The sequence below is a fragment of the Ideonella dechloratans genome, assembly GCF_021049305.1.
Classification (GTDB): Bacteria; Pseudomonadota; Gammaproteobacteria; order Burkholderiales; family Burkholderiaceae_C; genus Ideonella; species Ideonella dechloratans.
Genome location: NZ_CP088081.1, coordinates 724308 through 741112, shown reverse-complemented (window position 1 = coordinate 741112; position 16805 = coordinate 724308). Strand labels below are relative to the sequence as shown.

Annotated in this window: 18 protein-coding genes; 9 read left to right on the top strand and 9 right to left on the bottom strand. The window is 71.8% G+C overall.

Translation table 11 applies throughout. The features are described 5' to 3' along the window. Positions 1-5 precede the first annotated feature (5 nt). The 5 genes from LRM40_RS03445 to LRM40_RS03425 form a co-directional block, all read right to left on the bottom strand. Positions 6-446, bottom strand: coding sequence for a carboxymuconolactone decarboxylase family protein (locus LRM40_RS03445; RefSeq protein ID WP_151125966.1), 441 nt, complete (start codon positions 444-446; stop codon positions 6-8). Further along, positions 412-828 carry a MerR family transcriptional regulator gene (locus LRM40_RS03440; RefSeq protein ID WP_151125965.1) on the bottom strand — a complete coding sequence of 139 codons (417 nt, stop codon included), beginning with the start codon at positions 826-828 and terminating at the stop codon, positions 412-414. The genes LRM40_RS03445 and LRM40_RS03440 overlap by 35 nt, the downstream gene beginning before the upstream one ends. 116 nt (positions 829-944) lie before the next feature. Then, positions 945-1814, bottom strand: a complete 870-nt coding sequence (locus LRM40_RS03435; RefSeq protein ID WP_151125964.1) for an ABC transporter permease — start codon at positions 1812-1814, stop codon at positions 945-947. After that, positions 1811-2638 carry an ABC transporter ATP-binding protein gene (locus LRM40_RS03430; RefSeq protein WP_151125963.1) on the bottom strand — a complete coding sequence of 276 codons (828 nt, stop codon included), beginning with the start codon at positions 2636-2638 and terminating at the stop codon, positions 1811-1813. Before LRM40_RS03430 ends, LRM40_RS03435 begins: the two co-directional genes overlap by 4 nt. Beyond that, the gene (locus LRM40_RS03425; RefSeq protein ID WP_151125962.1) at positions 2635-3648 is read right to left on the bottom strand and encodes an ABC transporter substrate-binding protein; all 1014 of its coding nucleotides are present in this window, start codon (positions 3646-3648) and stop codon (positions 2635-2637) included. The genes LRM40_RS03430 and LRM40_RS03425 overlap by 4 nt, the downstream gene beginning before the upstream one ends. 195 nt (positions 3649-3843) lie before the next feature. Here LRM40_RS03425 and LRM40_RS03420 point away from each other — a divergent pair, with 195 nt between their 5' ends. Both LRM40_RS03420 and LRM40_RS03415 read left to right on the top strand, forming a co-directional pair. Continuing rightward, entirely contained in the window at positions 3844-4518 is a 675-nt protein-coding gene (locus LRM40_RS03420) for a response regulator transcription factor (RefSeq protein ID WP_022981786.1), read from the top strand. A gap of 5 nt (positions 4519-4523) precedes the next feature. Then, positions 4524-5972 carry a sensor histidine kinase gene (locus LRM40_RS03415; protein WP_170288994.1) on the top strand — a complete coding sequence of 483 codons (1449 nt, stop codon included), beginning with the start codon at positions 4524-4526 and terminating at the stop codon, positions 5970-5972. A 3-nt stretch (positions 5973-5975) separates the two neighbouring features. Here the strand turns inward: LRM40_RS03415 and LRM40_RS03410 are convergent, their stop codons facing one another. Beyond that, complete coding sequence (locus tag LRM40_RS03410) at positions 5976-6926, bottom strand: LysR family transcriptional regulator (RefSeq protein ID WP_151125960.1); 951 nt, start codon at positions 6924-6926, stop codon at positions 5976-5978. A gap of 134 nt (positions 6927-7060) precedes the next feature. Between LRM40_RS03410 and LRM40_RS03405 the strand changes: the two genes are divergently transcribed. Continuing rightward, positions 7061-8281 carry an MFS transporter gene (locus LRM40_RS03405; protein WP_151125959.1) on the top strand — a complete coding sequence of 407 codons (1221 nt, stop codon included), beginning with the start codon at positions 7061-7063 and terminating at the stop codon, positions 8279-8281. Positions 8282-8297: 16 nt separating this feature from the next. Here the strand turns inward: LRM40_RS03405 and LRM40_RS03400 are convergent, their stop codons facing one another. Next, positions 8298-9206, bottom strand: coding sequence for a hypothetical protein (locus LRM40_RS03400; protein ID WP_231067704.1), 909 nt, complete (start codon positions 9204-9206; stop codon positions 8298-8300). Positions 9207-9388: 182 nt separating this feature from the next. Here LRM40_RS03400 and LRM40_RS03395 point away from each other — a divergent pair, with 182 nt between their 5' ends. Then, positions 9389-11569 carry a prolyl oligopeptidase family serine peptidase gene (locus LRM40_RS03395; RefSeq protein ID WP_170288845.1) on the top strand — a complete coding sequence of 727 codons (2181 nt, stop codon included), beginning with the start codon at positions 9389-9391 and terminating at the stop codon, positions 11567-11569. 31 nt (positions 11570-11600) lie between these two features. Here LRM40_RS03395 and LRM40_RS03390 read toward each other — a convergent pair whose 3' ends face one another. Beyond that, positions 11601-12932 (bottom strand): GGDEF domain-containing protein, encoded by a 1332-nt coding sequence (locus tag LRM40_RS03390; RefSeq protein ID WP_151123869.1) that lies wholly within the window; start codon positions 12930-12932, stop codon positions 11601-11603. A 72-nt stretch (positions 12933-13004) separates the two neighbouring features. Further along, on the bottom strand, positions 13005-13253 hold the full coding sequence (locus LRM40_RS03385) for a DUF3297 family protein (RefSeq protein ID WP_151123807.1): 249 nt from the start codon (positions 13251-13253) through the stop codon (positions 13005-13007). 218 nt (positions 13254-13471) lie between these two features. Between LRM40_RS03385 and LRM40_RS03375 the strand changes: the two genes are divergently transcribed. Genes LRM40_RS03375 through LRM40_RS03355 form a run of 5 tightly spaced genes read left to right on the top strand, consistent with a single transcriptional unit; the run spans position 13472 to position 16788 of the window. After that, positions 13472-13921, top strand: coding sequence for a type IV pilin protein (locus LRM40_RS03375; RefSeq protein WP_151123808.1), 450 nt, complete (start codon positions 13472-13474; stop codon positions 13919-13921). Further along, entirely contained in the window at positions 13921-14592 is a 672-nt protein-coding gene (locus LRM40_RS03370; protein ID WP_151123870.1) for a GspH/FimT family pseudopilin, read from the top strand. Before LRM40_RS03375 ends, LRM40_RS03370 begins: the two co-directional genes overlap by 1 nt. 14 nt (positions 14593-14606) lie before the next feature. Next, positions 14607-15077 carry a type IV pilus modification PilV family protein gene (locus LRM40_RS03365; protein WP_151123809.1) on the top strand — a complete coding sequence of 157 codons (471 nt, stop codon included), beginning with the start codon at positions 14607-14609 and terminating at the stop codon, positions 15075-15077. A 20-nt stretch (positions 15078-15097) separates the two neighbouring features. After that, positions 15098-16210, top strand: coding sequence for a PilW family protein (locus LRM40_RS03360; RefSeq protein WP_151123810.1), 1113 nt, complete (start codon positions 15098-15100; stop codon positions 16208-16210). Beyond that, positions 16204-16788: a hypothetical protein gene (locus LRM40_RS03355; RefSeq protein ID WP_151123811.1), complete on the top strand. Its 585-nt coding sequence runs from the start codon at positions 16204-16206 to the stop codon at positions 16786-16788. Before LRM40_RS03360 ends, LRM40_RS03355 begins: the two co-directional genes overlap by 7 nt. Positions 16789-16805: the final 17 nt, after the last annotated feature.

Sequence of the window (16805 nt, the reverse complement as noted above, 5' to 3'; positions counted from 1 at the left end):
GCCGCTCAGGCCGGCGCGGCTTCGCCATGCGCCGGGGTCTGCGCCTCGGCCTGGGCAAAGACCTGGCGGGCCACCGCCAAGCCGTTGAGCGCCGCCGGGAAGCCGGCGTAGACGGCCATCTGCATGATGAGCTCGACGAGCTCCTCGCGCCGCACGCCCACGTTGAGCGCCGCGCGGATGTGCACCGCCAGCTGCGGCGCGGCCGTGCCCATCGCGGTCAGCGCCGCCACCGTGCCGATCTCGCGGGCCCGCAGGTCCAGCCCCGGGCGGCTGTAGATGTCGCCGAAGGGGAACTCGATCAGGTGGCGGGCGAAATCCGGCGCGATGTCGGCCAGGCTGGCCACCACGGCCTCGCCGGCCGCACCGTCGATCTCCTTCAGGCGGGCCAGGCCGCGTGCATAGCGGCTGTCCTCAGCGGGCACGGCGGGGGCGTTTGTTGGCGGCATGGGGTTCTCCTTCCGGGGGTGGGCACAGGGTGTCGTAATGGGCGATCTTGGTCTGCAGCGCCCGGGCGGCCTGCTGCAATTCACGGATGTGGGCCTGCACGCCGGCCAGATGGGCCTGCAGCAGCTCGCGCCGTGCCGCGGCGGTGGCGTCGCCCTGGCTGCGCAGGGCGGCGAAGTGCAGCATGTCGCGGATGGGCATGCCGGTGGCGCGCAGGCGCTGCACAAAGGCCAGCCAGTCCAGGTCGGCCGCGCGGTAGCGGCGCTGGCCGCCGGCGGCGCGGGCCACCGGCGCCAGCAGGCCGATGCGCTCGTAGTAGCGCAGGGTGTCGGCACTCAGGCCGGTGCGGGCGACCACCTGCGCGATGGTGAGAAACGAGTCCATGGCCGGCATTCTGGAAGCTGGAGCGCACTCCAGGTCAAGCGCTTTACGCCCTCCGCCGAAGCCCCATGAAAAAGGGGCCCCGAAGGGCCCCGTGGACGGTGGATGCCAGCGCGACCTCAGAACGCCGCCGGCCGCCACTTGAGCAGGCGCTTTTCCAGCGAGGTGAGCAGGAAGTCGGCCAAGAGGGCGACCACCGCCAGCACGATCATCGCGGCGAACACGCCGCTGGCGTTGAAGGCGCCCTGGGCGGTGGAGATCAAGAGGCCGATGCCTTCCTTGGCGCCCAGGAACTCGCCCACCACCGCGCCCACCAGGGCGAAGCCGAAGCTGGTGTGCAGGCTGGCCAGGATCCAGGACATGGCCGAGGGGATGACCACCGCGGTGGTCAGCTGGCGCGGCGAGGCCCCGAGGATCTGCGCGTTGGCGATCAGGTACTTGTCGGCTTCGCGCACGCCCTGGAAGGCGTTGCCGAAGACGACGAAGAAGACCATCACCACCGCCAGCGCCACCTTGGAGGCCATGCCCAGGCCCAGGGCGATGACGAAGACCGAACCCAGCACCACGCGGGGGATGGAGTTGGCGATCTGGATGTAGAGGCTGAAGATGTCCGACAGCAGCTTGTTGCGGCCCAGCAGGATGCCGCAGAACACGCCGGCCACCGAGCCGATCAGGAAGCCCAGCACCGTCTCTTCCAGCGTGACGGCCACCTGGCGCCACAGCGAGCCCTGCGAGGTGCCGTCGCGCACCCACTCGACGATCTGGTCCCAGATCATCGTGGGCATGGAGTAGAAGAAGGGGTCGATCCACTTCAGGCGGGCGGCCATTTCCCAGCCGCCCAGTGCCACCACCAGCACCGCCACGCGCAGGCCGATGATGAGCCAGCGGCGCTGGCGGATGCGGGCCTGCGCGACCTCGGATTCACGGGCCAGGGCCTCGTCGCTCAGGGCCGCGGGCAGGGCGGCCGTCAGGGGGGTTGCGGCATTCATTGGATCACCACCTCTTCGCGCAGGTCGTCCCAGATGCGCTTGGACAGTTCGACGAAATGCGGGTCGTAGCGGACCTGCGACATGACCCGCGGGCGCGGCAGGTCGATCGTGTGGACGCGCTTGAGCGTGGCCGGGCGGGCCGAGAGCACGAAGACGCGGTCGGCCAGGGCGATGGCCTCCTCCAGGTCGTGGGTGACGAAGACCACCGAGCTGCCGCTGGCCGACCAGAGCTGCAGCAGTTCGTCCTGCATCAGGGTGCGGGTCTGCATGTCCAGGGCCGAGAAGGGCTCGTCCATCAGCAGGATCTCGGGCTGGTTGACGAAGGTCTGCGCCAGCGCCACGCGCTTGCGCATGCCGCCCGAGAGCTGGTGCGGGTAATGCCCACCGAACTTGCCCAGGCCCACACGGCCGATCCAGTCCCGGGCGCGGGCGTAGGCCTCGTCCTTGGACGCGCCGCGGAACAGCGGGCCGGCGGCCACGTTGTCCAGCACATTGCGCCAGGGAAAGACCGCGTCGGCCTGGAAGACGAAGCCGATGCGCGGGTCGATGCCGCCCACCGCCTGGCCCATGATGCGCACCTCGCCCACGGTGGGCTTGAGCAGGCCGGTGATCATGTTCAGCGTGGTGGATTTGCCGCAGCCGGTGGGCCCGACGATGGCGATGAACTCGCCACGGGCCACCGCCATCGAGAAGTCGCGCAGGGCCACGGTGGCATGGCCGTCGGCCGAGATGTAGCGCAGCGAGACGCCGCGGAACTCGATGGCCGGGGCGCTGCCGGCGGCGACGGCCGGGGAGGCCGTGCGGTCCAGGGTGGCGGTGCTCATTTGGCGGCGTCCAGGAAGGCGTTGGTGTAGGTCTTGGACAGGTCGATGTTCTTGCTCTTGACCAGCGGCTTGTAGCTGGCCAGCACCTTCAGCACCGTCTCCGGGCCGCCGGCGGGCATGCGGCCGTCGGTGGTGTACATCGGCAGCGAGGCCTTCAGCGCGCTCACGTACAGGGCCTTGTCGGCACCGTAGTAGTCCTTGGGCATCTTCTCGGCGATGTCCTCGGCGCTGTGGGTGTGGATCCAGGCCATGGTGCGGGCGAAGGCGTGGGCCAGCTTGGTGGCCTCGGCCTTGTGGCTGTCGGCCCAGGCGTTCTGCACGTACAGGCTGGCCGCGGGGTAGAGGCCGCCCAGCGCGGCCTTGCTGCCCTCTTCGGTGCGCAGGTCCACCAGCACCTTGGCCTCGCCGGTCTTGAGCAGTTCGGAAACGGTGGGCTCGGTGGTCATGCCGGCCTGGATGCGGTCCTGCTTGATGGCGGCGATGAAGGTGTTGCCCGCGCCCACCGGCAGCAGGGTGTAGTCCTTGGAGGCCACGCCCTGGCGGTCGGCCAGGTAGCGGGTCAGGAAGTCGGTGGAGGAGCCCAGGCCGGTCACGCCCAGGGTCTTGCCCTTGGCGTCGGCCATGGTCTTGAAGCTGGGCGCGGCCTTGGTGGAGACCAGCTCGACCTCGCCGGGCACCTTGCAGAAGACGGCGATGGCCTCGAGCTCCTTGCCCTTGCTCTGCAGGTCGATGGTGTGGTCGTAGAAGCCCACCACGGCCTGCACCGCGCCGGCGATGAGCTGGTTCTCGGCGTCCACGCCGGCGGGTTGCGACTGCAGCTCCACCGTCAGGCCCTCGTCCTTGAAGTAGCCCAGCGACTCGGCCAGCTTGGCCGGCAGGTAGATGATCTTGTTGATGCCGCCCACCATGATGGTGATGGGCTCGGCGGCCTGGGCGCCGGCCAGCGGCGCGAGCGCGCAGGCCGCGACAGCGGCGGCGGACAGCAGGGAACGGACAGGACGAAGGGCCATGAAATGTCTCCAGAGGATGTGTCGGATGGCGCCCTGTGCCGGGAGCCTGGGGACCACTGTAGGCAGCACCGTCCTTCGGCCGGGTTTCATGGCGCGCGCCGAACCCTAGTGGGAAACCCGTAACCCCCAACAGACCCAAGGACTTGGGCCCGCGCCGGTGCATCATGGAGGCCCCCTGCTACCGTGCGCGCGGTCATGAAGCTGCTGCTGATCGAAGACAACACCGAGCTCTCGCACTGGCTGGCCAGCCTGCTGCGCCAGCAGGACTTCATCGTCGACACGGTGGCCGACGGCCAGGCTGCCGACCAGCTGCTGCAGGCCCACCACTACGATCTGGCCATCCTGGACCTGAACCTGCCGGGCCTGTCGGGCAAGGGCGTGCTGCGCCGGCTGCGCGAGCGCCAGAGCGCGCTGCCGGTCATCGTGCTGACCGCCTCGGCCGCGCTGGACCAGAAGGTGGTGTGCCTGGAGATCGGCGCCGACGACTACCTGGTCAAGCCCATCGAGGTGCCCGAGCTGGTGGCCCGCATCAAGGCCCTGATCCGGCGCCTGGTGCCGGGCAAGGCCAACGACATCGTCTGCGGCGACCTGGCCTACGACCTGCCGACCCGCCAGTTCACGCTGGCCGGCCAGGCCCTGACCCTGCCGCCACGCGAACGCTCGCTGCTGGAGGCCCTGGTGCTGCAGCTGGGCCGCACCGTCAGCAAGCAGGCCCTGCACGACAGCATCTTCGCCCAGGAGGACGAGGCCGGCACCGACGCGGTGGACCTCTACGTGCACCGGCTGCGGCGCCGGCTGGAAGGGCACCGGGCGGCCATCATCACGCTGCGCGGCGTGGGCTACCTGCTGCGCCCGCGCGAGGAGGAATGACGCCCATGCCCGCTCCGGCCGCCGCCCCCAGCCTGCGGCTGCGCCTCTTGGCCTGGCTGCTGCTGCCGCTGTCGCTGTGCGTGGCCGGCTGCGCCTGGCTGGCCTGGCAGGGCGTGGCCACGGTGGCCGACTATGTGCAGGACCACGACCTGCTGGCCTCGGCCAAGGTGCTGTCGGACCGGCTGATCTGGGAAGACAACGATGTGGCCGCCAGCGTGCCGCCCTCGGCCCTGAGCCTCTTCGCCTCGGACGAGCGCGACCGCGTCTACCTCAGCGTGACCGACGCCGAGGGCAACCTGCTGGCCGGCTCGCCGGGCTTTCCGCTGCCCTGGCCGCGGCAGCTGACGGGCACCGACCGGGCCCAGTGGTATGACGCCTCCTTCGACAGCCAGAGCCTGCGCGCGGTGGTGACCGAGCGCGCCATGTACGAGGGCGGCAGCGGCCGGGCCATCACCATCGCGGTGGGCAAGACCACCCGCAGCCGCGACCACATGGCGCTGCGCCTGTGGTGGCCCACGGTGGCCTTCCTGCTGGTCACGCTGGCCCTGGCCGCAGCCTTCGTCAGCTTCGGTCTGCGGCGCGAGCTGCGGCCGCTGGTGCGCCTGGCCCGCCAGCTGGAAACCCGCGACGCGCTGCGGGCCGACATCGCGGTGGATGCGCGCCGCCTGCACCGCGAGCTGCGGCCGGTGGCCGACACCATCAACGCCTTCGCGCGGCAGATCCGCCGCCACATCGACGCCCAGCGCCGCTTCATCGCCGACGCCGCCCACCAGCTGCGCACGCCGCTGGCCATGCAGGCCTCGCAGATCGCCTATGCCCGCCACCGCCGCGCCCACCGCGCCCCGGGCGAGCTGCTGCGCGAGGACATGGACGCGATGTGGCGCGAGATGCAGGCCAGCAACCGGCGCCTGGTGGCGGTGACCAACAAGCTGCTGCTGCTGGCCCAGGCCGAGCACCAGGACGCCGCCACCCAGCGCGAGACGGTGGACCTGGGCGCGGCCGCGCTGCGGGTGGTGGAGGAGCTGGCCGCGCTGGCCGAGCGCCGGCAGATCGACCTGGGCTTCGCGGCCCCGCCGCAGCCGGTGCCGGTGCAGGCCCAGCCGGCCCTGCTGGATGCGCTGCTGTCCAACCTGGTGGACAACGCGCTGCGCTACAGCCCCGAGGGCGGCCACGTCACCATCACGGTGGGCCGCGAAGGTGCGCAGGGCCTGTTCACGGTGGACGACGACGGCCCGGGCATCCCGCCCGAAGCGCGCGAGCGGGTGTTCGAACGCTTCTACCGCCTGGCCGGCGACACCGAGGGCACCGGCCTGGGCCTGGCCATCGTGCGCGAGATCGCCACCGCCTGGGGTGCCGAGGTGGTGCTGGACCGCCCACCGCCGACCGGCAAGGAGGCCGCCACGGGCCTGCGCGCCCAGGTGCGCTTTGCGCCTTGCGCCCCCGACAGCGCCTGAACTTCAGACCGACAGCGGCGGCCGGCTGGGCGGGCGCACACCGGGCACCTGGGGCAGGTAGTCGCGCATCAGCGCGATGAAGGCTCGCAGCCGGGCCGGCGGGAAGCGCCCGGGCGGATGCACCAGCGAGATCGGCAGGGCCGGCGCCGTCCAGTCCGGCGCCAGCTGCACCAGACGGCCGGCGGCCAGGTCCTCGGCCACCGCCCAGGTGGAGGCGATGCCCACCCCCAGCCCGCCGCGCACCGCGTTGCACAGGGCGTAGAGGTGATCGGTGGACAGGCGCGGGCGGATGGGGAAGCGCGCGGACCGGCCCCGGCCCTCGGGCATCAGCTCCACCTCGTCGCGGTAGAAGGTGTTGAGCGCCACCCAGGGCAGTCGGGCCAGCTCGGCCGGGGTTCGCGGCAGCGGGCCCTCGCCCCACAGCCCGGGCGCGGCCACCACGATGCGCGGCAGCTCCGCCAGACGGATGGCCACCAGGCCCGGGTCTTCCACCTGGCCGATGCGCACCGCGCAGTCGATGCCCTCGGCGATGAAGTCCGGCAGGCGGTCGTGCAGCAGCCATTCCACCGTGACGGCCGGATGCTGCTGCAGAAAGCCCACCAGCGGCGGCACCAGCTGCTGCTGACCGAAGACCGAGGGCACCAGCAACCGCAGGTGGCCGCGTGGCGCGTCCTGCATGCCACGCAGGTCGGCCAGGGTCGCGTCCCAGCGCTCCAGCAGACCCTTGGCATGTTCGAAGCAGCGCTCGCCATCGCCGGTGAGCTTCATGGCGTGGGTGGAGCGCTGCAACAGGCGCAGGCCCAGCAGACGCTCGAGCTGCTGCAGGCGCCGGCTGACGGTGGGCTGGGTGGTGCCCAGCTGCTGGGCCGCGGCCGAGAGGCTGCCGGCCTCGACGATGCGCACGAAGGTCTGCAGCAGGTCCAGGCGGTCGGCACCGGCGGGGGCTTGTTTCATACGCTCAGCGTATAGCAAATCTGCGATTCAGCCCACTACCGGGATTTTTCATGCACCGAGAGAATTCAACCCATCGCGCCCCCCCCCGGCTGCGCCCCTGTCACCGCTTCCACCCCTTCGTCCCGGAGATCCCCATGTCCAGTCCCTCCGTTCCCCTGAGCCCGCCGTCCCATCCGGACAGCGCCCCCCTGCCCGCCTCGCTGGTGCTGCTGATGGCCACCGGCACCAGCCTGGCCGTCGCGTCCATCTACTACAGCCAGCCGCTGCTGGGCCAGCTCGGCGAAAGCCTGCATGCCAGCACCGGCACCATCGGCCTGGTGCCCACGCTGACCCAGCTGGGCTACGCGCTGGGCATCCTGCTGCTGGCGCCGCTGGGCGACCGGCACGACCGCCGCAACCTGATCACCCTGAAGGCCGCCGGCCTGGCCCTGGCCCTGCTGGCCTGCGGCCTGGCCCCGGGCGTGGGCCTGCTGCTGGCCGCCAGCCTGGTGGTGGGGGTGACGGCCACCATGGCCCAGGACATCGTGCCGGCCGCGGCCGCGCTGGCGCCGGAGGCCCTGCGCGGCCGCACCGTCGGCACGGTGATGACGGGCCTGCTGCTGGGCATCCTGCTGTCGCGGGTGGCCAGCGGCCTGGTGGCCCAGCAGTTCGGCTGGCGCGCCGTCTACGGCCTGGCGGCGGTGGGCGTGGCGGCCATCGGCGTGGCCAGCTGGCGCGGCCTGCCCCACCTGGCGCCCACCACCACGCTGGGCTATGGCGCGCTGATGCGCTCGCTGGCCCAGCTGTGGCAGCGCCACCCCGCGCTGCGCCGCGCGGCCTGGGCCCAGGGCCTGCTGTCGGTGGGCTTCAGCGCCTTCTGGTCCACGCTGGCGGTGATGCTGTTCCAGCGCTACCAGATGGGCAGCGCCACGGCCGGTGCCTTCGGCCTGGCCGGTGCGGCCGGCGCCCTGGCCGCGCCGCTGGCCGGCCGGCTGGCCGACCGCCGCAGCCCCGGCTGGGTGACCCGCCTGGGCACCGGCCTGACCGCCCTGTCCTTCGCCGCCATGGCGCTGGAGCTGTGGCTGCCGACCCCGGCCTGGCTGCCGCTGCTGGTGCTGGCCACCATCGGCTTCGACTTCGGCGTGCAGGCCACGCTGGTGGCCCACCAGACGCTGATCTACAGCCTGGAGCCGGCCGCCCGCAGCCGCCTGAACGCGGTGCTGCTGACCGCCATGTTCATCGGCATGGCCGCCGGCTCGGCCCTGGGCAGCCAGGCCCTGGCCCACGGCGGCTGGCTGGCGGTGGTGGCCCTGGCCACGCTGGCGGCTGCCGCCGCCTGGGGGGTGCGCATGGCCACCCCGGTGGGCCGGCACTGAGACCCTGCGGCCCCGCTCAGCGGGCCGCCTTGTCCAGCATGGCGACGAACCAGCGCTCGGAGAAGCCGGCCAGGAAGCTGGCCCCCACCAGCACCTTGGCCGGCCCCAGCTGCACCAGGCCGCTGTGCACCAGAAAGACCAGCGGCACCGCCGCCGAGGCCCCCACCACGGCGCGCAGCGTCAGCACCACGAAGCTGCTGCGCAGCTGGGGGATCTTGTGGTCCTGGGGCGTGTCGGCCAGGCGAAAGCACATGCTCACCAGGCTGCCGAACAGGCCCACCAGCAGACAGCTCCAGAGCACCCGGGGCAGGTCCTCGCTGCCGAACAGGCCTTCGTTCCAGACCCAGCCGTAGCCACCTCGGGCCGCTTCGGCCAGGATCAGCCCCAGGGCCACGGCCAGCAGGCCCAGCACCGTGGCGCACTGGGCCTGCAGCAGCGCCAGCTTGTGCTGGCGGTTCTGGCTGTCCTGGTGCACCAGCTCCAGCAGCGTCACCAGGCCTTCGGCGCTGAAGCCGGCCTGGGCCACCGCCTCGGCGGCCTGGCGCCGCCAGCCGCCCAGCTTGTCCAGCGCCTCGACCTGCAGGCAGCGAAAGCGTTGCTGCTGCTGCGCCTCGGGCAGCCAGGGGCTGAGCAGGCGCTCGGCCTGCTGCACCAGGTCCCAGGCCAGGTAGAAGCGGCCCTGCCGCCCGGCCACGCGGGCATCGGCCAGGCGGGCACGGGCGCTGGCCAGCACCGCCGGGGCGGGTGGCGCGGCCTGCCGGGTGGCCGCCTCGATGGCCGCGCCCCCGGCCACCAGCGCAGCCTCCAGGCGCTCGCGCATCACCCGACCGGTCCGGGGCCAGCCCGGGCCCCGCGCGCCCGGCCCCAGGGTGGACTCGGAGGGCGCCGCGTCGGCGGTGGTGGGGCGCGTGTCGGTGCTGTCCATGGGGTCTCCCTGGCCCGGATGCAGGCCCACGCAGCATGCGCCCGCGCCGCTGCCGCGGCGCCCCCTGGATGGGGGACACACCCACCCCCCAAGCTGTGCCGCCCCTGCACGCCACAGGGACGCCCGCCTCGGTCGTAACATCCGCCGCTTCCCAGTTGCTGCTCCGCTTGCGGAAGACCCCCATGCCCCTGCACCTGTTTGCGCTGCGCCCGCTGATCGCGGCCGGCGCCCTGGCCTGTGGCCTGATCGCCCCCGCCCGGGCCCAGACGCCGCCGCCCGCCCCCAGCCATCCCGTGACCGAAACCCTGCACGGCGTGACGCTGGTGGACCCCTACCGCAACCTCGAGACCCGCACGCCCGAGACCCTGGCCTGGATGCGGGCCCAGGCGGCCTACGCCGCCAAGACGCTGGACGCCATCCCGCTGCGCCAGCCGCTGCTGCAGCGCATCGAGCAGTTGGCCCAGACCACCGGCGACGCGGTGGGCGAGGTGCTGCGCATGCCCGGCGAGCGCTACTACTACCTGCGCCGCAAGGCGGGCGAGAACCAGTTCAAGCTGGTGATGCGCAGCGGCCTGGCCGGTGCCGAGCAGGTGCTGGTGGACCCGGAGGCCCTGGCCCGCGCCGCCGGCGGCACGCCCCACGCCATCAACTACTTCATGCCCTCCTGGGACGGCCACTACCTGGCCTACGGCATCTCGGTGGGCGGCTCGGAGAACGCCACCCTCTACGTGCTGGACACCACCACCGGCCGCACCGTGGGCGAGCCCATCCCCCGCGTGGTGGAAGAGGGCGTGAGCTGGATGCCGGACAACCAGCGCTTCGCCTACAACCAGCTGCGCGCGCTGCCGCCCGGCACGCCGGACACCGAGACCTACCTGGACAGCACGGTCTTCCTGCAGACGGTGGGCCAGAAGGCCAGCCAGGCCCGGCCGCTGTTCGGCCCGACCGTCAACCGCGCGCTGAAGCTGGACCGCCTGGACGTGGGCCAGGTGATCTTCAGCCCGGACAGCGGCTACATGGTGGCCCGCACCACCGACACCACCTCGCCCGAGGGCAAGCTGTTCGCCGCACCGCTGGCCGCCCTGTCGGCCCCGACCATCGACTGGCAGCGCATCGCCGGGCCGGAGGACAAGATCACCGACGTCGCCCTGCGCGGCAACGAGCTGGTGGCCCGCACCTACCAGGGCGCGCCGCGCGGCAAGCTGCTGGCCATTCCGCTGGACAACCAGGCCCTGGCCCAGACGCGCACCCTGGTGCCCGAGCCCGCCTCCGGCGTGCTGGAAGGCTTCGAGCTGGAGAAGGACGCGGTGCTGACCGAGGAGCGCAGCAGCTTCACGCTGCGCGCGGTGCGCTACGACGCCCAGGGCCGGCATGACATCGCCCCCTCGGTGCCCGGCAGCACGCTGATCAACGGCAACCCGGCCCACCTGGGCGGCGACACGCTGGTGGGCACCTCGTCCTGGACGGCGCCGCAGCGCCTGCTGCAGGTGGACGCCAAGGGCGGCATCCGCGACACCGGCCTGCGCAACCAGCAAGCCCCGACCGGTGTGCCGGAGATCGTGGCCGAGGAGGTGATGGTGCCCAGCCACGACGGCGTGATGGTGCCGCTGGCCATCCTGCACCGCAAGGACCTGAAGAAGGACGGCCAGGCCCCGACGCTGCTGATCGGCTACGGCGCCTACGGTCTGAGCGAGGAGGCCCGCTTCCTGCCGCGCAACTTCGCCTGGTTCGAGCGCGGCGGCGTGATCGCCATCGCCAATGTGCGCGGCAGCGGCGCCTTCGGCGACCCCTGGCACCGCGCCGGCTTCAAGGCCACCAAGCCCAACACCTGGAAGGACGGTATCGCCGCGGCCAAGTACCTGATCGCCCAGGGCTACACCAACCCCAAGCATCTGGGCATCTGGGGCACCAGCGCCGGCGGCATCTTCGTGGGCCGCGCGGTGACCGAGGCGCCGGAGCTGTTCGCCGCCGCCATCTTCGACGTGGGCAGTCTGGACACGCTGCGCGCAGAGAACTCGGCCAACGGCGTGACCAACATCTCCGAGTTCGGCACGGTGCAGGACCCGGAGGACTTCAAGGCCCTGCTGGCGATGAGCACCTACCAGCACATCGAGAAGGGCGTGGCCTACCCGGCGGTGCTGCTGATCCACGGCATGAACGACCCGCGGGTGGACACCTGGGAGAGCGCCAAGACCGCCGCCAAGCTGCAGGCCAGCACGAGCAGCGGCAAGCCGGTGCTGCTGCGCCTGGACGAGCAGGCCGGCCACGGCATCGGCAGCACGGCCCAGCAGGCCTACACCAAGCAGGCGGACCTGATGGCCTTCTTGCTGTGGCAGTTCGGCCTGGCGGGCACGCAGCCCTGAAGTCGCTGTCCGGCCGGGGGGCCGCGCCGGCTCAGGGCCGGGCGCCCTTGGCCGTGTACATGGCCTGATCGGCCGCGCTCAGCAGTTGCCCCTCCTCCTCGCCATCGGCGGGGAAGTCGGCCAGGCCCAGGCTGGGCTGGATGGCCAGCACCCGGCCATCCACTTCGAAGGGGGCCGCGAAGGCCTGGCGGATCTTCTCGGCCGCAGCCCGGTTGCCCTCCAGGCCGCGGGGGGATTCCAGCAGCACGACGAACTCGTCTCCGCCCACCCGGGCCACCGTGTCGCTGGCCCGCAGCTGGGCCTTGAGCCGCCCGCCGAAGGCCTGCAGCAGGTGGTCACCCACCAGGTGGCCATGGGTGTCGTTGACTTCCTTGAAGCGGTCCAGGTCCAGGTAGAGCACGGAGAGAAAGCTCTCGCCGCGCCGCGCCCGGGCCATGGCCAGACTCAGCCGGTCGCGCAGCAGCGCCCGGTTGGGCAGCCCCGTCAGCGCATCGTGGTGGGACAGGTGGCGCAGCCGCCCGTAGAGCTGCAGCCGCTCGATGGCGGTGGCCAGCTGGGTGCAGATGTACTGCAGCAGGGCCAGGTCCTGCTCGCTGCAGCCGGTCTCGTCGCCGTAGCTCTTGAGCACCAGGGCCCCGATGACCCCGCTGGGCGTGGACAGCGGCACCCCCACGCGGCATTGCAGCTCGGGGTCGACCCAGGCCTCGGCCTCCGGGTCCACCCCGCGGCGCACCATGTGCACCTCGCCCCGCTGGATCACCTGGTGACAGAAGGCCGCCAGATTGGCCCGGCGCTCGGGGCTGACCGGGCCGCGCCGGTCGGCCCAGTAGGGAAAGGACAGGGCACGGCCTTCGTCGTCGTGCAGGGCCACGGCCAGGTTGTGGCCGGGCATCAGGGTGGCAATGCTCTGGTGAACCTCCTGGCACAGCATGCCCAGGTCCTGCACGCGGTGGACCGCCTCGGAGATGGCGTAGGTGGCCGCCTGGACCTGTTCGGCGCGCTTGCGCTCGGAGATGTCGCGCGCCACCGCCACCCGCAAACCGGCCTCCGGCAGCCAGCGGGCCGACCACAGCAGGTGCACCACCTGGCCATCCTTGCGCAGGTAGCGGTTCTCGAAATTCAGGTGGGTCTGGCCGGCCATCACCCGCTGGGCCGCCTGCAGGGTGCGCTCCCGGTCCTCGGGCAGCACCAGGTCGATCATGCGGCGGCCGACCAGTTCCTCCGGCGCGTAGCCGAAGACCTGCCGCGCCGCAGCACTGACGTGCACGAACTGGCCCTGCGCGTCGACCATGCAGACGACGTCGAGCAGCAGGTCAAAGGCCGGCGCCAGCGACGCTGCGAGGGGAGGAGGCGTTTCGGTCATGTGCGACAGGGCCCGGGTCGCGCCAGTGTAGGCAGGCACAGGGGTGCTGTCGCCCCCGAAAAGCGGGGGATTTCAGAGGTAGTAGGCCTCGACCGGGCCCTTGAGCTTGATGAGCAGGGGCTGCCCCTTGCGGTCCACCTTGTTGCCCACGGGCACCTTGATCCAGCCCTCGCTGACGCAGTACTCGGCCACGTCGCGGCGCTCGTTGCCGTTGAAGCGGATGCCGATGTCGTGCTCGAACACCTGGGCGTTGTAGAAGGGGCTCTTGGGGTCGGTGGACAGGTGGTCGGGCAGTCCGGGGCGGGTGGTGGCTTCGGTCATGGCGGGTGTCGCGGTACGTGGCAAGGCGCCGCCCCGGGTGGAGCGGCCAAGGACGAAATTCTAGGGAAGATGGCGAGGTCGCCGTCCGGCGCCCTGCAGGCACCGTTCGTCCGGAAACGCCCGGCGCGGAAAAGCTTCTTCACACAGCGAAGCATGGCGACATCGCCCGAAACACAGGCCTGGGCAGCATGGCAGCTCCGTGTTCGCCGATTCACGCCATGGCCACCCACCGCCCCTGCCGCCCTGCACGCCGTGCGCAGGGCTTCACGCTGATCGAACTGATGGTCACCGTCGCCATCGTCGCCATCCTGGCGGCCGTGGCCCTGCCGGCCTATTCGCGCTACATCACCCGCTCGCGCATCCCGGAGGCCACCGCCAACCTGGCGGCCTGGCAGACCAAGATGGAGCAGTGGTTCCAGGACAGCCAGACCTACCAGAACGCAGCCGGCACCGGCTGCGGAGTGGCCGCCCCGACCAGCGCCTACTTCAGCTTCAGCTGCAGCGCCACCTCGGCCACGGCCTACACGCTGACCGCATCGGGCGCCGACAGCATGGCCGGCTTCACCTACACGATCGACCAGGACGGCAACAAGAAGACCCCCAGCGTGCCCAGCGGCTGGACCGCCAGCGACAGCTGCTGGATCACCAACACCGGCGGAGCGTGCTGATGGGCACCGGGTCAGCGCGCGGCATGCGCGGCTTCTCGCTGATCGAGCTGATGGTGGCGCTGACCATCTTCGGCTTCGCGCTGATGATGGCCGTGCCGTCCTTCTCGGCCTGGCTGCACAACGTGCGGCTGCGCAGCCGCGCCGAGGCACTGATGCAGTCCATCGAGGTGGCCCGCACCGAAGCCGCCCGTCGCAACACCCCGGTGGAGCTGCAGCTGACCACCAGCCTGGACGGCAGCTGCGCCGCCAGCACGACCGGACCGGACTGGGTGGTGCACCTGCTGCAGGATTCGACGGGGGCCACCGTGTCGGCCGCCGGTGCCTGCGATGCCGACCTGGTGGGCCGGCAGGACATCCTGGACAGCTCGGGCGCCGCGCCGGTGGTGGACGACAGCTTCAAGCCCTTCCTGCTGGCCAGGTCGCCGGTGGCCAGCAACAACACCGTGACCCTGAACGCCACCCAGTCCGGCGTGAGCTTCAACGCCCTGGGCCGCAGCACCGCCAGCGCCATGGTGCGCATCGACCTGGCCGACAGCCACCTGGCCTGCCTGGACAGCAGTGGCGGCGGCAGCGTGCGCTGCCTGCGGCTGGAGATCTACCCGGCCGGCCTGGTCAAGCTGTGCGATCCGCTGCAGACCGACAGCAGCTCGCCCCTGTACTGCCCCGCCTGAAGGAGCCCGCGGCCATGCCCGTTCCCGCCCGCCCCCGCCGCCCCGCCCGTGTGCCGGCCGGCCGCGCCCATGCCGGCGTGGCCCTGATCGAGGTGCTGGTGTCGCTGCTGCTGTTCTCGCTGGGCATCCTGGGCCTGGTGGCCGCCCAGCGCGGCGCGCTGCAGTCCTCCGGCCTGAACCGGGACCGCGCGATGGCCGCCGACCTGGCCAACGAGCTGATCACCCAGGTGCAGCTGGTGTCGCACAGCACCGCCGGCTGGGACACCGCCGTCTGCGACGACTGGAAGACCAAGGTGGAGAGCGCCGGCCTGCCCGGCGTGGACAGCGCCAAGCTGGCCTGCACGGTCACGCCACAGACCGACAGCGCCGGCACCACCCTGTCCTACCAGGTCAGCGGCACGCTGGTCTGGCAGGCTCCGGGCGACAGCGCCGGCGGCAGCCCGCTCGAACACCACTACACCGCCGTGACCCAGGTGCCCTACTGAGCCCCCGCCCCGTGTGAGCCATGCCGTCCCCCCTCTCATCTCCCCCTGCCCTGCGCCAGCGGCGCGTGCGCGGCTTCAGCCTGGTCGAGGTCATGCTGGGCATCCTGCTGGGCATGTTCGCGGTCATCGCGGTGCTCAAGGTCTTCAGCCAGTCGGACACGGCCCAGCGCATCGGCAACGCCAGCGGCGAGGCCCAGGTCAACGCCGCGATGGCGCTGGACCTGCTCTCGCGCGACATCCGCCAGGCCGGGCAGAGCCTGAACTCGCTGAACCTGCTGGGCTGCACCCTGAGCATCGGCACCACCAGCCAGACCTTCGTCGTCGCGCCGGTCGTGGTCAACGACACCGACCGGGTGCCGGCCGGCGACGCCCACACCGACACCCTGCTGGTGATGAGCGGCGACTACGGCGGCTCGCCCGAGGGCGATGCGGTCAGCGCCAGCGGCACGGGCAGCGTGACCGTGACCACCGCCGGCGCCTTCACGGCCGGTGACGCCCTGGTGCTGGGCCCGATCAGCCCCACGGCCCTGACCGGCACCGAATGCACGCTCAATCTGCAGAAGGTGAGCAACCTGAGCGGCAACACCGCCAGCCTGAGCGCGGTGGGCAGCGGCACCAGCAGCGACAGCTCGGCCGCCTACAACCTGGGCGCGGGCTTCAGCATCCATGCCTATGCGGTGCGTCATGGCAACCTGACCATGTGCGACTACCTGGCCCACGACTGCAGCACGGGCACCGACGACACCAGCGTCTGGGTGCCGGTGGCCAGCCAGATCGTCAGCCTGCGGGCCGAGTACGGCCACGCCACCGCCGGCACGGACCTGGACACCCGGGTGCTGTCCGGCTACGACCAGAGCACCCCCGCGGGCAGCAGCAGCGCCACGGCCAGCTACCTCTACTGCCAGTGGGCCCATGTGACGGCCCTGCGCATGGCCGTGGTGGGCCGCGGCACGACACGGCAGCGCGAGGTGGACGGCGTGCCCGCCACGGCAGCCGCCCCGGCCTGGGACGGCGATGCCGACGCGGCCATCGACCTGAGCGGCCTGAGCGACTGGCAGGACTACCGCTACCGCGTGATGCAGGCGGCCATCCCGCTGCGCAACATGCTGTGGCTGGGAGCCTCGTCATGCTGAGCCGCCGCCTCCCTGCCGTCCGCGCCCAACAAGGCATGGTGCTGATCGTGGCCCTGGTGGTGCTGGTGGTGATGGCCCTGTCCACCGCGGCCATGCTCTACAGCACCGGGAGCGGCACCTGGCTGGTGGGCAACCTCACCTTCCGGCAGTCGGCCGTGGCTTCCGGCGACCAGGGGGTGGAGAAAGCCATCGCCTGGCTCAAGAGCACCAGCAGCAGTTCGCCCGGCACGCTCTACAACGACGTGGCGGCCAGCGGCTACCACGCCACCACCGCCGACATGACAGGCAGCCAGAGCCCGGCCACGCTGTGGAGCGCCATCGCCGGCAGCAAGGTGAGCCTGGACGCCGACGCGGCCGGCAATCGGGTGGCCTACGCCATCGAGCGCCTGTGCAGCAGCACCGGCGAGGCCGCCACCGGCACCTGCGCGGCCGACCCGTCCACCGCCGAGTGCGGCCAGAGCCACAACGTCAACAGCAACACGCCCGGCTGCACCAGCCAGGTCTATTACCGCATCACCGTCCGCACCGAGGGACCCCGCAACACCGTGAGCTACACCCAGGCCATGGTGGCGCTGTGACCACAGAGGGCTGCCGC